Below are 14,197 nucleotides of genomic sequence, written 5' to 3'. Positions count from 1 at the left end.
AATTTATTGATTTTCTTTTAGTTTTTATTCTATTTTAGCGTTAACGCTAATGGCTATATTAATTATCTCATATACTCTGCTGACGATGGTGTCAGTTAGATAAAGGACACTTATGCTTTCCCATATTACTCCGCAGCGCACCTCTTTGCCCTTTATTAAAGCGCGAAAATACACCAATACTCAGATGCCTAAACGCTATTTAACGATAGCGGTCGGTATGGCGCTTACTTGTTTTACGCTGCAAGGCCATGCGGCAAATGGCGGTGAAATTTATGAGGATTTGCCTGTAGAGGATATCGCATTTGAAGCTGAAGTGGATAAGTCCTCAAAAAGTGTCAATAAGCGCGTCGTAAATCCAAATGCTGCCGCGCAAAGCGATAAAGTGATAAGCAAAGATTTCGTCGCTCAGCAAGCACGATTGTTTTATGAATGTACCCAAGTTCAGACCAGTGCTGCCCGTTTGGCCTGTTTTGATAAAGTGGCGGAAGAAGGCAGAAAGCCAAGCTATACCACCACTAAGCAGCCAGTAGATTTGGCAAAAACCTTTCAAAGCACGCTTGCCGGTAATCCACAAGTTGTCCTTGTAGAAGAAAATAGCACCGTCATGACGAATGGCAATGCGGCAGCAGACAGTCAGCCTGCGGACACAGAAACTTTAGACACCGTTGGACTGACGCAAAGGGAAGCGGAGGTATTAGAAAGCGTGGGGGTCACCCAAACGGACATCGAAAAATTCACCCCACTAAGTTTATCTTATGATTTGGATAAAAACAGTGAGCGCGGGAAGTGGACGGCTAGACCGTACCGACCGACCTATATACTACCGCTATTTTATACCTTTGATCCCAATTTAGGCCCAAATACACCGTCTCGACCTGCAAAGCCTTTAACGTCCAATGACACGCGCAACACTGAGCTAAAGTTCCAGCTGTCTTTAAAGACCAAAGTCATGGAAGATTTGTTCGATACCAGTGCGGATTTATGGTTTGGTTATACCCAAGAGTCGCATTGGCAAGTTTATAATGAGGACAACTCGCGACCATTTCGCGCGACCGACTATCAGCCTGAGATATTTTTGACTCAGCCAGTGTCAGCCGACCTGCCTTTTGGTGGCCGTCTACGCATGTTGGGCGCTGGGGCAATCCACCACTCTAACGGGCAAGATGAGCCATTATCACGCTCGTGGAATCGTGCGTATCTCATGGCAGGGGCAGAGTGGGGCAAGCTGTCGGTTATACCGCGTCTATGGGCTCGCGTTAATAACGAGAGCTCTAGCAGTGAAGACAATCCAGATATTGAAGATTACATGGGTTATGGCGATATCAAATTCTTATATGACTTGCCTGCGCAACAGAGTATCAGCGGTACCTTGCGCTATAACCCAAGCACCAATAAAGGCGCGGCGCAAGTCGATTATGTCTATCCATTAAGCAAAAACGTCAATGCCTATGTACAGCTATTCCAAGGTTATGGCGAGTCCATTATTGATTATAATCATGAAAACACCTCTATTGGTTTTGGTATCATGCTTAATGACTGGAAAGGTTTCTAATATAAGCGCGCCTATAGGCATCGTCCGATGCGCCATTTAGCGCCTTATCAAAGCGGACTATGGCTGGCAGAGTATGGAGACATACGCTGCCAGTTATGCCGTATTTATCGCAGTACGCCGCAATCACAACACCTACAAAATTATTCCTCACCAAGTCCGCCAAATAAGGTGTAATGGACAAAATTCATGCTGGCGTAGGGTCTAACGCTATATACTGTCTATATTTGCAAGGAATCAAAGCCATGAATCAAAAAACTGCCCTTTTTGTCATGATAAACACACCAAGAAGAATGGACGCAAGCTAGGCAAACAACAGTATCAATGTCTCGCTTGCAGACGGCAGTTTTTAGGTGGCAAAAGACTCAATAACCAGACCCTTTGGACTGAATACACCCAAGGAAAACAGACCTACCAACAACTGGCTGACAAATACCATTGTAGTCTTAAAACCATTCAAAGACGTTTAGACAAAGTCAGTACCCAGTATCAAGTTAAGCGACCGAATACTGCTAACATCATCATGGATACCACTTACTTCGGTCGTAAGTTCGGTTTAATGGTTTTTATGGACAATACCACTAAAGCCGTTCTTTACTACGCGATAGTCAGTCATGAAACCAACAGTGCCTACAAACAAGGAATTGATCATCTAGCATCGTTAGGCGTTGATATACAAAGCATTACCTGTGATGGTAGACGAGGACTGCGTACGTTATTTACCCACACTCCTTGCCAGATGTGCCAGTTTCATCAGGTGCAAATAGTGACTCGTTACCTCACTCGTCGACCTAAGAATATCGCAAGTATTGAGCTTAGACGGCTCACTTTAAACTTAACACAGCTTAATAAAGCTGACTTCATAGAGCACTTAGATTATTGGTTGTTAACTCATGAAAACTATCTGAGTGAGCGTAGTACCAATGAAGATACTGGTAGAAGTTGGTACACTCACAAACGTCTTAGAAGTGCTTATCGCAGCCTCAGAACCAATAGCGATTGGCTATTCACTTATCAAGAATATGAGCACTTAGACATACCAAATACCACCAATTCTCTTGAAGGGTTATTCAGTGAGTTAAAGCGACAATTACACAGTCATCACGGTCTAAGTGAGCAGCGTAAGTTGCGGTTTATTAAAGACTTTTTAGGATCAAAGTCTCTCAAATAGCATGAATTATGTCCATTAGCGACTACCTTCTACTTTTTAGCATGAATTTTGTCCATTACACCTAATTAACTAAAAATGCTATGAGCATTATTCAAAATCGTCCATTACCCTTGCAATCAGGCTTTACCTTAATAGAGATTATGCTGGTAGTAGCAAGCGTAGGCTGGGCTTTTAGCCCAGCTAAAACTCTGCAAGGTTAAAAGACAGGGCTAAAGCCGCAGCCTACAAAGACTCTCGTTTCATATCAAAAAGCCAAACATCACGTTTGGCTTTTTGTGTTTAAAATTATTCAAAATTTTTTGCATCAAATATTTGCAAGGTTAATATGCTGGGCAAAATGCCTAGCCTACACCGATTAAACGATTAAATTTAATAAAAAGCCAAGCATAGCCCAGCCTACAAATCCTATAAAGGTAAGCTAATATATTAGCTTACACATCATATCGAATGTTGATACTTTTATCATTCTCATCCGTTCCCCAATCAGCGGGATACACGCCTTTTTTAATCAATTTATGCAATGTGGAATATTGCCAGTTTTGAGGATTGGTGACGTAGCTATGCTTAACAGGATTATGATGAATATAATCCATATGTTGCCGATAGTCAGCGTTATCTCGAATACGATGTTCCCAAAATCGTCGTTGCCAAATACCACGCTCTCTTTTTGCTTGTCGTGAGAGAGTAATGGCTTCGGTTTTATTGATTTGCCTAGAGAATTGGCTTTTGATACTCGCCACTATGACAGCGTAATTATCAGAATTTGGTGGCAAAGTAATCATGATATGGACGTGGTCAGGAAGGACGACCATCGCGTCTAATTTGAATTGGTGGTGTTGAATGGTTTTAGCGTAGGCATCACGAAACTTGTTAATATGAGTCAATAAGAGTGACGACTCTCTATCCAGTAGATTAAAGGTCAAAAAGTAACAACCGCCTTGGGTTTTGTCACGAATATAGTTGCTCATAAGGCAATCAGTGTATAGACGAGGTGATGGGCGTAGGTAGGCTGCAGCTTAAGCGTAGGCTGGGCTTTTTAGCCCAGCTCAAATCATGCAAAGTTACCATGCTGGGCTAAAGCCACAGCCTACGAGATACGAATGGGAGTTAGGTTATAAATAAAGAGGCTGAGCCAAAAGCCCAGCCTACATAGTATCCAAAGTATCAGTTGTTATCTACTTCTCTAAATACTGAATTTTACCTTCCACGCCATCCCACTTTTCAGCTTCTGGCAATTGTCCTTTCATCTCAGTAATGTTTGGCCACTTTTGCGCCAACTCTTCGTTTAGCTGGGTAAATACCTCTTGCCCTTTTGGCACCTCATCTTCTGAGAAGATGGCATTAGCAGGACATTCAGGCTCGCATAGCGCGCAGTCGATGCACTCATCAGGGTCGATGACGAGAAAGTTCGGTCCTTCATAAAAGCAGTCTACAGGACAGACTTCCACACAGTCGGTGTATTTGCAAAGAATGCAGTTCTCTGTAACGACAAAGGTCATAGTACTGTCTACCTGTTATTGGATTGGGCAAAATAGAATAGATTAAAAATAAGGCACATTTTAGCGCTTTTACCACTAATTGACAATTCCCTTTAATGACTAATGATTTCCTTTAGATGATAAAGTAAGTCATGCGCCTGCTTTGGCGTTAGGTTATCAGGGTTGATCGCGCTTAGCTCGTCTTGTAAGCTAAACAAATGATTTTGTTGTGGATTATGACCTGGTTTTTGAGTTTGAGTAGTATTACTGATACTTACACCTTCTAGTTTACTCTCATGATTTTGCTGCTGTTTATCGTTTAACGACTTAGTTAATTCATTTTTGTCATCAATGATTTTTCCGTTTTCCGCTTTTAAGTTATCTATCAAATAACGCTTAGCGTCATTTAATACCTGAGTAGGAATCCCCGCCATTTTTGCCACATGTAACCCAAAGCTAGAACTTGCTGCACCATCTTTGATTTGGTGCAGTAGTAATAATTGACCATCGACTTCGCTAGCAGCGACATGGACATTGCGAATATTGGCATGATTGCTTGCATTATTTTCTATATTTTTTTCTGTGTTATTTTGCGCCAATTTTGTCAGCTCAAAATAATGGGTGGCAAATAACGTCAGGCAGCCAATCTCGACCAGTCGATTGACGCAAGCGTGTGCAATCGCCAATCCGTCAGTAGTTGCCGTTCCGCGTCCGACTTCATCCATCAGCACCAATGATTTATTGGTTGCTTGATTGAGAATATTAGCGGTTTCAATCATCTCAACCATAAAGGTTGATTTGCCACCCGCCAAATCATCAGCCGAGCCAATACGAGTAAAAATGCGATCGATATCGCCAATATGAGCGCGCGCTGCTGGCACAAAGCTGCCATAATGGGCGAGTAAAACAATCAATGCCGTTTGGCGCATATAGGTAGATTTACCGCCCATATTAGGACCGGTAATCATTAATAATCGCTCAGGATTTGCTTCGCTGCCAAGCGCACAATCATTGGCAACGAAATGGCTGCTATGTTTCGCAGGGATATTATGATGAGTATGAACAGGATTTAACGCCGCTTCAACGACGACATGGCGGCCTGCTTTGATATCAATACTAGTTTGGCTATCAATTTTTGCATAACTGTCATTTTTTGAGTCGTTACTCATGACTGGTCGTTGCCAATTATAAATTATGGCAAGCTGTGCCCAATTGCTAAGGACATCTATTTGTGCGATAGCAGCACTTAGCTGTTGCAGTTCGGCTAGATGACTACTTAATATGGTCAATAGTTCGTGATATAGCTGCTTTTCACGAGTTAATGCTAATGTCTGTGCGCTTAGATATTCGGTCTCGACTTCTTTTAGCTCATCAGTAATAAAGCGCTCGCTACTTTTAAGTGTTTGCCGACGGATAAAATGCGCCGGTGCATTCTTCGCCTGCATTTTGGGCAATTCAAAATAAAAGCCGCTGACTTTATTAAAGCCTACTTTTAGGCTGGGCAACTGGCTGTCCTGACGCGCACGCTCTACCATCTCATCCAAGGTTACTTGGATATTGTCATGCAGATGGGTAAGACGATCAAACTCTGCATCGTAGCCTGCCGCAAGCATACCGCCGTCACGGATATGCGCTGGTGGCTCTACGATAATAGCGCGCTCGATTAGCTCGGCGACGGACTGTACGGCAGGTAGCTGTGCAGGCAATTGTTGCATCAGCATTGGCAGCAATCCTGCCTGCTCATGGCTAATACCTGCATTTATCAGTAAAGTATTAAGCTGGGTGCTACTAGCAATACCATCAGCCAATTTACGCAAGTCACGCGGCTTGGCACTCATCAGCCCGATACGGCTACTAATACGCTCAATATCACCGATAGCATTTAAGGTTTCACGTAAACTGATGACCAATGAATGTTTTTCTAAATTTTCATTAACCTGCTTATTTTCGTCAGATTGATTATCTGTCAGCAAAAGGCTAGTGATTGCATCTAAACGCAGATTAATACGTGCATGCTGACGCAAGGGACGTTTCATTTGCTGCATAAGTAAGCGGCGTCCCATTGGCGTTTGACAATGATTAAGCACTGATATTAATGATGTACCGTTGCTACTAACGGGCGAAAATAGCTCTAGATTCTGCTGACTATTGGCATCGATAATTAAATAGTCATCATTATATTCAACGATAAGCTGATTAACTTGTGGTACATGACGTTGCTGGGTTTGCCGTGCGTAGTGGATTAGGGCGGCACAGCTAGATTGGGCAAGTGGCGCGTCACTAATACCAAGCCCATCGAGGCGTTGGACGTCAAACTGCTGGCAAAGCGTCTCGCTGGCATGCTCACGATGAAAGTCATTAGCCGCAACTTCAATAATAGGGCAATCAAGATTTTGCCGTAGCCATAGTAGCCAATCTTCGCCATTACTACCACTACTGTCAAAACTGTTGCTAAGAGCTTCGCTAATAATACATTCACTCGGCGCAAAGCGTGCCAGCACCGTGAGCATTTGGGCTTGTAAAGCTTTAATATCATCATGGCTATTATTATAGCTAGCACTAAGTGTTTGCGTGGTCAACGTGCCAGCGGCTAAATCCATTTGGCTAATAGCTGCTTGCACAGGTTGTTTACTGTTAGATTTAGGAGTTTCAATATCAATGGCAACGACAGTCGGGGTGTGGTTGGGCGCAATTAAGGCATCATCAGTAATCGTACCAGCGGTCAGGGTTTTAACTACTTCACGGCGCATGATAGTGCCAGCTGCCGATTTACTTTTATCTTTCTTTTGCTTATCGCCCATCGTAGGAGCATTGAATGTAGTGTTTGCCGATTCGTCAATTTGTTCACAGACCACTACCGTTTGCCCAGCCGCAATGAGCCGTGCCATATAGCTATCAGCCGCATGAAAGGGGACGCCTGCCATCGCAATGGTATTGCCGGCTTTATCCGTACCACGGCGAGTGAGCGTGATATCGAGTATCTGCGCCGCGCGTTTGGCATCATCAAAAAATAACTCATAAAAATCACCCATCCGGTACAGCAGCAGCGCTTGTGGATAGTTGGCTTTCATGGTTAGATATTGCACCATCATCGGCGTATGGTCTGCCAAGTGATAAACGGCATCACCTATGACTAACGGTTCAGCTAAATGAGGGTTTTGAGCGGACGGCTTAACGGTCATGCAGGATCTCTTATGATGCTTAAATGGGTTTACGTGGGGTGAAATGCTGGTTTTTATAAGAATAAATAACGGCTGAGGGTTAGTAAATTATTACGTTAAAGGGAGTAGGGAAAAGCTTGAAAGATTAAGACTATAAGCGCTATTTTAACATTTTAGCGCAGAAGTCTCCCACCTCTTAGGTGGTGAGATGAATACGTATTTTATTGACTTTGATATTTTACTGGCTTACGATCAGTGTAAATCAATTAAGTTTATGTATAGCAATGATATTAGATACTAATGCTCATTCAGTCTTTTTGCTAAACTACCATCTTATCATGGTAACTAAGTATCGCCGTGAGGTTTTTGATAATGAAATATCTAATGCCGCTAAAGCAATATTTGAACGAATCGGTATGAGCTATAAAATCGAGCTACTAGAATGGAATCATGACAAAGACCATGTTCATGTTTTATTCAAAGCCCATCCTAAAACCGAAATCAGTAAATTTATTAATGCGTATAAGTCAGCTAGCTCTCGCTTACTAAAAAAAGGTTACCCTAGAATTAAAGATAAGCTTTGGGAATCTAAGTTTTGGTCGCAATCGTTTTGCTTAATCACTACAGGCGGCGCGCCACTAGAAGTTATTAAGCAATATATTATCAATCAAGGGGAGTCATGACTAAGCAAATCCGTAAAGCCTACAGGGTAAGATTATACCCAAATGACGAGCAGCAGATATTTCTTGCTAAGTCGTTTGGTTGTACGCGCTTTATCTGGAATAAGATGCTTGCTGATAAAATAAGTCATTACCAAGAAACCAATACTGAGCTTAAAAATACACCTGCCCAATATAAAAAAGAGTTTGAGTGGCTAAAGGAAGTAGACAGCTTGGCACTAGCCAATGTCCAGCAAAACCTAAGAGCTGCTTATAGTAAGTTCTTTAAAGGCGCGGGCTTTCCTAAATTTAAGAAAAAAGGTCAGCGTGATAGCTATATCACTAACAATCAAAAAGGCACAGTGGCGATCACAGATAGCACTGTTAAACTGCCTAAGATTGGTCATATCAGCGCTAAATTCCCTGACAAAATAAACGGCTTAATCAAGAGCGCTACGGTTAGTAAAAGCCCATCGGGTAAATACTATGTGAGCCTCTTAGTCGAAACTATTGTCAGCGAGTTACCAAAAACAGGCTTAAGAATAGGTATTGATTTAGGATTGACAGACTTTATCGTCTTATCGGACGGGTGTAGGGTTGCTAATCCTAAGTTTTTATCAAGGCTGCAAGGTAAACTTACGCGAGAACAAAAGATTTTAGCCAGACGTAGAGAAGTTGCTCAAGCTCAGCAACGTAAGTTGTCAGACAGTCGCAACTATCAAAAACAAAAGGTTAAAGTTACGCCAATCTCAACTTATCGTAGGCTTTTGATTTTTATAGAATTTAAAATTTTAATTGTTTTAACTGAAATTTTAAAAACTAAGTAAACCAATACCTTAGAAAAATAAGTTGAGAGTGGGGTTAAAGTTGCTAAAGTGTACGAGAAGATAACCAATAGCCGCAAAGATTTCCTACATAAGCTCTCATACAAAATCATCAAAAACCACGATGTTATTGCTATAGAGGATTTAAACGTCAAAGGTATGGTTAAGAATAAAAAGCTGTCTAAGGCCATCTCAGACAGCTCATGGTCAACCTTCACTACCATGCTTGCATACAAGGCAGAATGGTACGGTAAAACGCTTGTCAAGATAGACCGATGGTATCCATCCTCTAAAACTTGCTCAGGCTGTGGTCACTTACTGAGTAAAGCTGAATTACCGTTGTCAGTGCGATCATGGGATTGCCCTAGTTGTTTGCAAAAAAATAATAGGGACATCAACGCCAGCATCAATATCTTAAATCAAGGATTGATGCTGGTTGAACAATCAAAAACCGTCGGTGCGGCGGGGTTAGCTTAGCCAATTTACCTAACCGCTGATACAAAATATCGTATCAAGTATGGGTATTACCTAAGAAACCCCTACCTCTTTAGGTAGTGGGTAGTTCATCACGTCCTACTAGGTTTTTACGTCGGCAAATATCTACTGATTGCCCTTGTATCCATCGACGTCATAACCATATATAATGACGTCACACTTAATTGGGCGATACTTCATTAGGCGATACTTCATTAGGCGACACGTCATTAGTCAGTACTTCATTAAGTGGTACGTTAGTCGGGTGATGACTATGATAGCTATGATGACAAGGCGGCAGCATATGAAGCCTTGGCTAATGCGCACTAATTATCGAATATTTCCATAGGTCAAAAAATTATGTTATCAAAGATTATAGGCAGTGTCGTTGGCACTAAAAATGACCGCGAATTAAAGCGCATGCGCAAAGTGGTCAGCAAAATCAACGCACATGAGGCTACGATACAAGCCCTGTCTGATGAGCAATTACAACAAAAAACCGAAGAGTTTAAAGCAAGACACCAAAAAGGTGAAAGCTTAGATGCATTATTACCAGAAGCGTTTGCGGTCTGCCGCGAGGCATCGCTACGTGTCAACGGCATGCGTCACTATGATGTGCAGCTAATCGGTGGTATCACCCTGCACGAAGGCAAAATTGCTGAGATGAAAACCGGTGAAGGTAAAACCCTAATGGGAACCTTGGCCATGTATCTCAACGCTATCAGTGGTAAAGGCGTCCATCTAGTGACGGTCAACGATTATTTGGCCGCACGTGATGCTGAGTTAAACCGTCCGCTATTTGGCTTTTTGGGTATGACGGTTGGGGTGATTTACTCACAGCAGCCGCCGCAAGAAAAAATTGACGCTTATCAAGCCGATATCACTTACGGTACCAACAACGAGTACGGCTTTGATTATCTACGCGATAACATGGTTTTTAGCTTAGCTGAGAAAAAACAGCGTCCGCTTAACTTCTGTATTATTGATGAAATTGACTCTATTTTAATTGATGAAGCACGTACGCCATTGATTATCTCGGGTCAAGCCGAAGATTCATCACGGATGTACGCGCTGATTAACACCATTATTCCGGTGCTTATTCGTTCAAAAGATGAAGAAGCCAATAAGAATAACGAAGAAGAAGATTTTTGGATTGATGAGAAAAACCGTCAAATCGAGATTAGCGAAAAAGGCTATGAAAAAATTGAGCGTTTCTTAATCGAAGTTGGCGAGCTTGGCGAAAACGAAAGCTTGTATAGCCCAAGCCGTTTGCCACTATTGGCGCACGTCCAAGCAGCTATCCGTGCCCATCATGTGTTTGTTAAAAACGTCCATTATATCGTTGATGATGGCGAAGTGGTTATCGTTGATGAAAACACTGGTCGTACGATGCCCGGTCGCCGCTGGTCAGAAGGTTTGCATCAAGCGGTAGAAGCCAAAGAAAATGTTGAAATTCAAGCAGAGAACCAAACGCTTGCAACCACGACATTCCAGAACTACTTCCGTCTGTATGACAAACTTTCAGGTATGACAGGTACAGCTGATACTGAAGCGGCAGAATTTAAATCCACTTATGATTTAGACGTCATCGTGATTCCAACCCACGAGCCGATTGCGCGTATCGATATGGATGATCAGATTTTCTTAACCAAGTTAGGGAAGTATAAAGGTATCATCCGCGAGATTAAAGAAATTCAAGCCAAAGGCGCACCAGTATTGGTTGGTACGGCGACGATTGAAGCCAGTGAAGAATTGTCTTATTTGCTCGATCAAGAAGGCGTCAAGCATAACGTCCTAAACGCCAAGCAACATGAGCGTGAAGCAGAAATCATCGCACAGGCTGGTAGTCCAAAGGCTGTGACGATTGCGACTAACATGGCAGGTCGTGGTACCGATATTATTCTTGGTGGTAACTGGCAGTCATTTATCGAAGATATTGATTCGGTTAGTCCAGAAGAGATGGCGCGCTTAAAAGCCCAATGGCAGGTCAAGCATGACCAAGTCGTTGCCGCTGGCGGTCTACATATTATCGGTTCTGAGCGTCATGAATCACGCCGTATTGATAACCAGCTGCGTGGTCGTGCCGGTCGTCAAGGTGACCCTGGGATGTCGCGCTTCTTCTTATCACTTGAAGATGACTTGATGCGTATCTTTGCCGGTGACCGCGTTGTTAATATGATGCGCGCCATGGGTCTTAAAGAAGATGAAGCCATTGAGCATAAAATGGTTTCTAAATCGATTGAGAACGCTCAAGGTAAAGTAGAAAGCCGCGATTTTGATGCGCGTAAAAACCTGTTGAAATACGATGACGTCGCCAATGAGCAGCGCAAAGTTATCTATAGCCAGCGTGATGATTTACTGGCAGAGTTAGATTTGTTAGAGGCCATCGAAGTCATGCATCATGAAGTTTATAATGCCATGATTAACCAGTTTATCCCGCCGGGCTCTATCGATGACCAGTGGAATATCGATGGTTTAGAAGACGAGCTTGAGGACGAATTCAAGATTGCCATGCCAATTAACGATTGGCTTGATGAAGATCGCCGCCTAGATGAAGAAGGCTTGCGTGCTAAAATCATTCAAACGGCTTTGGATCGTTATCATAGCCGCCGTGAGCAAATGGGCGAAAAAGATGCCGCCCAGCTTGAGCGTCATTTTATGCTCCAAAGCTTAGATAAGCATTGGAAAGAGCATTTAACCCAAATGGATCAGCTGCGTAAAGGTATTCATCTGCGCGGTTATGCACAAAAAAACCCTGAGCAAGAATATAAGCGTGAATCATTTGAGCTGTTTCAGATGATGCTTGGTGCGATTAAATCTGAGACGGTACAAGATTTATCACGCGTACATATCCCGACCAAAGAAGAGCTTGCTGCATTAGAAGCGCAGCAGCGTGAAAATGCGGCACAGATGCAAATGCAGTTTGAGCACAGCGATATTGATAACATGGATAGCGGCGCCGATAGAGCCGCTGCACAAAACCGCAATCTTGCTGGGGCGACCGCAGCAGGCGCTGTGGCGGGTAGTGGTGGTGCAAATGAGCCAGACCCATACGCTGGTATGAATATCAGTCGTAACGCCCCGTGTCCTTGTGGCTCAGGACTGAAGTATAAACAATGCCATGGTAAAATCTAAACATTGATAATCAACCATTGTTAAGTTATGATAAAAAGTCCCTATCTAAAATAGATAGGGGCTTTTTTTATAGATATAGCCTTAGTACTTATATCGAATAATTGGTATGAGTATGAGACTTACGATTATAAAAGTATCAGTGTCTTTTTGGCGATTAATTACAAATTCAACATAGGCGTGAATTTACGGGCGCGCTATAGTGTTTAACATCTTTATTTGGGAGAGTGTGATGAATGTAGAATTATTAAAAAAATTGCGTACCTCTGTTGTCCTAACCAGTTTACTGGCGGGTGCCATGACGCTTAGCGCTTGTCAACAACAGCAAGAGACAGAGCTAAGTCTAGAAGACAGTATCAGTAAGGAGCAGTCTGTACCCATGTCTGCTGATCCTGCCGAGCCTAGTGATGTGGTAGTAGATGCGCCTGCCAGCGACGTAGAAGATGATACGATTGCTTCTGTTAATACCGGCGTCAATCAAATAAGTTATTCATGTTCACCTGCGCTCGCCGTTGAAGCGACGTATAAAGATACTGATAATCAGGTCATTCTTGCGACTGCCCAAGGTACAGTGACTTTAACGAAAACCAACGATGCGACTAACCCTGAAGTGTTTGAAGCAAAAACTGCCATCGATGGTGGTGAAGGCTTTGTACAGTGGCGCGTGGCTCATAAAGAGCGCGAAACAGGTGTGATGCGTACGGCGGGTGCAGATGCAACCAACGTCAGCACTTACGAATGTAAGAAAGCCGAAGATGCTGCAACTGTAGAAGAAGCAGTATAAAATAGGTTTATAAAATGAGGTTTATAAAATGAGGTTTTTTTCTGATTAAATTTAGATAAAACCTTATAAAAAAAGCAACCCTGACGTTGCTTTTTTTTGGTCTAATTTTTGAAGCTCTTAGAATAAATGCTCGATTTTATATAACTTTATTCTTTATACGAAGTACCCCGTTCACGTTCATGGGCTAAAAAACCTTCTTCGGTAACATCAAGCTCTTCATGCTTAACTTCTACTTGAATACTGTCGGTATGCGTATGGGTGGTTTTATTAATCTCTACTTCTTGAATCACATGAGTATCTTTGGTAATCGTCGCCACTTGACGCGATAAAATAATCTCAATTGGTTCAGCGCCCATCTCAATCTGTTTACCATTGATTGTTACCACGGCTCTGCTATCTAACGATGGCTCCACGTGACGTAATATGTCTTTATCATCGTACTTACCTGATAATAAATCCTGACTTTCTGCATCATAATAATCAGTGCGTACAGTGATATATTCTTCTACCAATTCAATAGGTACGTCGATGGTTTTTGTGCGCGTATGCTTAGTGACCGTTACCTTGCCGACATCCAAGCGTTCTTTGTTAATGACAGGGTGTTCTTCTAATAGTTCTAGATAACCACCATTTTTCGTGTCTTCTCGATTATTTGACAGATTATTTGCTGAATTATTGGATAAACCATCTTGCCCACTGCCCATTAGTGCTTGCGGCTGATTGGACTTAGAAGTAGGGGAGGAAGTAGATAAGGCAGATACAGCTACATCAGGCGCGGGTAATTTATTCTCACCACTATGGTTGGCTATTCTATCTAAAGAAGAAGCATGCGTTGTTGCTAAGTGTGCATCTTGCTTAATTTGCTGCTGTTTCATGTCATTGTCGTCGGCGTTCATGGTCATATTCCTTATGGGCAGATATAATAAATAGGTATAAAAAAAGACCAGAGGCGAGCTCTGGTCTTA

The 14,197-nt window shown here is 42.5% G+C and carries 11 protein-coding genes and 1 pseudogene; 8 read left to right on the top strand and 4 right to left on the bottom strand.

The window, feature by feature from the left end:
- Positions 1-112 precede the first annotated feature (112 nt).
- The 4 genes from QJS82_RS10760 to QJS82_RS10745 all read left to right on the top strand — a co-directional run bounded on the left by QJS82_RS10760 (position 113) and on the right by QJS82_RS10745 (position 2,920).
- Positions 113-1,552, top strand: a complete 1,440-nt coding sequence (locus QJS82_RS10760; RefSeq protein ID WP_281490474.1) for a phospholipase A — start codon at positions 113-115, stop codon at positions 1,550-1,552.
- Between the two features lie 27 nt (positions 1,553-1,579).
- The gene (locus QJS82_RS10755; protein WP_281490473.1) at positions 1,580-1,726 is read left to right on the top strand and encodes a hypothetical protein; all 147 of its coding nucleotides are present in this window, start codon (positions 1,580-1,582) and stop codon (positions 1,724-1,726) included.
- A gap of 46 nt (positions 1,727-1,772) precedes the next feature.
- On the top strand, positions 1,773-2,720 hold the full coding sequence (locus tag QJS82_RS10750; protein WP_438656714.1) for an IS256 family transposase, variant Zn-binding type: 948 nt from the start codon (positions 1,773-1,775) through the stop codon (positions 2,718-2,720).
- 80 nt (positions 2,721-2,800) lie between these two features.
- A complete protein-coding gene (locus QJS82_RS10745; protein ID WP_281490471.1) occupies positions 2,801-2,920 on the top strand; it encodes a prepilin-type N-terminal cleavage/methylation domain-containing protein in 120 nt (39 codons plus the stop codon).
- A 231-nt stretch (positions 2,921-3,151) separates the two neighbouring features.
- Here the strand turns inward: QJS82_RS10745 and QJS82_RS10740 are convergent, their stop codons facing one another.
- From QJS82_RS10740 to mutS, 3 genes are all read right to left on the bottom strand, one after another.
- The gene (locus QJS82_RS10740) at positions 3,152-3,688 is read right to left on the bottom strand and encodes an REP-associated tyrosine transposase (protein WP_281490470.1); all 537 of its coding nucleotides are present in this window, start codon (positions 3,686-3,688) and stop codon (positions 3,152-3,154) included.
- 207 nt (positions 3,689-3,895) lie between these two features.
- Positions 3,896-4,219: a ferredoxin FdxA gene (gene fdxA / locus QJS82_RS10735; RefSeq protein ID WP_149492489.1), complete on the bottom strand. Its 324-nt coding sequence runs from the start codon at positions 4,217-4,219 to the stop codon at positions 3,896-3,898.
- Between the two features lie 92 nt (positions 4,220-4,311).
- Positions 4,312-7,380 (bottom strand): DNA mismatch repair protein MutS, encoded by a 3,069-nt coding sequence (gene mutS / locus QJS82_RS10730; protein ID WP_281490469.1) that lies wholly within the window; start codon positions 7,378-7,380, stop codon positions 4,312-4,314.
- 263 nt (positions 7,381-7,643) lie between these two features.
- Here mutS and tnpA point away from each other — a divergent pair, with 263 nt between their 5' ends.
- The 4 genes and pseudogenes from tnpA to QJS82_RS10705 all read left to right on the top strand — a co-directional run bounded on the left by tnpA (position 7,644) and on the right by QJS82_RS10705 (position 13,232).
- On the top strand, positions 7,644-8,042 hold the full coding sequence (gene tnpA / locus QJS82_RS10725; RefSeq protein ID WP_201629848.1) for an IS200/IS605 family transposase: 399 nt from the start codon (positions 7,644-7,646) through the stop codon (positions 8,040-8,042).
- Positions 8,039-9,319 (top strand): annotated as a pseudogene (locus QJS82_RS13775) (RNA-guided endonuclease TnpB family protein). Before tnpA ends, QJS82_RS13775 begins: the two are co-directional and overlap by 4 nt.
- 357 nt (positions 9,320-9,676) lie before the next feature.
- Entirely contained in the window at positions 9,677-12,451 is a 2,775-nt protein-coding gene (secA, locus tag QJS82_RS10710; RefSeq protein WP_281490466.1) for a preprotein translocase subunit SecA, read from the top strand.
- A 229-nt stretch (positions 12,452-12,680) separates the two neighbouring features.
- Complete coding sequence (locus QJS82_RS10705) at positions 12,681-13,232, top strand: hypothetical protein (RefSeq protein WP_281490465.1); 552 nt, start codon at positions 12,681-12,683, stop codon at positions 13,230-13,232.
- Between the two features lie 146 nt (positions 13,233-13,378).
- Here the strand turns inward: QJS82_RS10705 and QJS82_RS10700 are convergent, their stop codons facing one another.
- Positions 13,379-14,128, bottom strand: a complete 750-nt coding sequence (locus tag QJS82_RS10700) for a YsnF/AvaK domain-containing protein (protein WP_281490464.1) — start codon at positions 14,126-14,128, stop codon at positions 13,379-13,381.
- Positions 14,129-14,197: the final 69 nt, after the last annotated feature.

The sequence above is a fragment of the Psychrobacter maritimus genome (assembly GCF_029953575.1).
Lineage (GTDB): Bacteria > Pseudomonadota > Gammaproteobacteria > Pseudomonadales > Moraxellaceae > Psychrobacter > Psychrobacter maritimus.
The sequence above is the reverse complement of the archived record's forward strand: the minus strand, read 5'-3'. Positions and strand labels throughout refer to the sequence as shown.

What these genes read in the sequence shown, in the direction of transcription:
- secA (WP_281490466.1), top strand. Translation starts at nt 9,677, where the DNA reads ATGTTATCAAAGATTATAGGCAGTGTCGTTGGCACTAAAAATGACCGC.
- QJS82_RS10700 (WP_281490464.1), bottom strand. Translation starts at nt 14,128, where the DNA reads ATGAACGCCGACGACAATGACATGAAACAGCAGCAAATTAAGCAAGAT.
- QJS82_RS10705 (WP_281490465.1), top strand. Translation starts at nt 12,681, where the DNA reads ATGAATGTAGAATTATTAAAAAAATTGCGTACCTCTGTTGTCCTAACC.
- QJS82_RS10760 (WP_281490474.1), top strand. Translation starts at nt 113, where the DNA reads ATGCTTTCCCATATTACTCCGCAGCGCACCTCTTTGCCCTTTATTAAA.
- mutS (WP_281490469.1), bottom strand. Translation starts at nt 7,380, where the DNA reads ATGACCGTTAAGCCGTCCGCTCAAAACCCTCATTTAGCTGAACCGTTA.
- tnpA (WP_201629848.1), top strand. Translation starts at nt 7,644, where the DNA reads ATGATATTAGATACTAATGCTCATTCAGTCTTTTTGCTAAACTACCAT.
- QJS82_RS10745 (WP_281490471.1), top strand. Translation starts at nt 2,801, where the DNA reads ATGAGCATTATTCAAAATCGTCCATTACCCTTGCAATCAGGCTTTACC.
- fdxA (WP_149492489.1), bottom strand. Translation starts at nt 4,219, where the DNA reads ATGACCTTTGTCGTTACAGAGAACTGCATTCTTTGCAAATACACCGAC.
- QJS82_RS10755 (WP_281490473.1), top strand. Translation starts at nt 1,580, where the DNA reads ATGCGCCATTTAGCGCCTTATCAAAGCGGACTATGGCTGGCAGAGTAT.
- QJS82_RS10740 (WP_281490470.1), bottom strand. Translation starts at nt 3,688, where the DNA reads ATGAGCAACTATATTCGTGACAAAACCCAAGGCGGTTGTTACTTTTTG.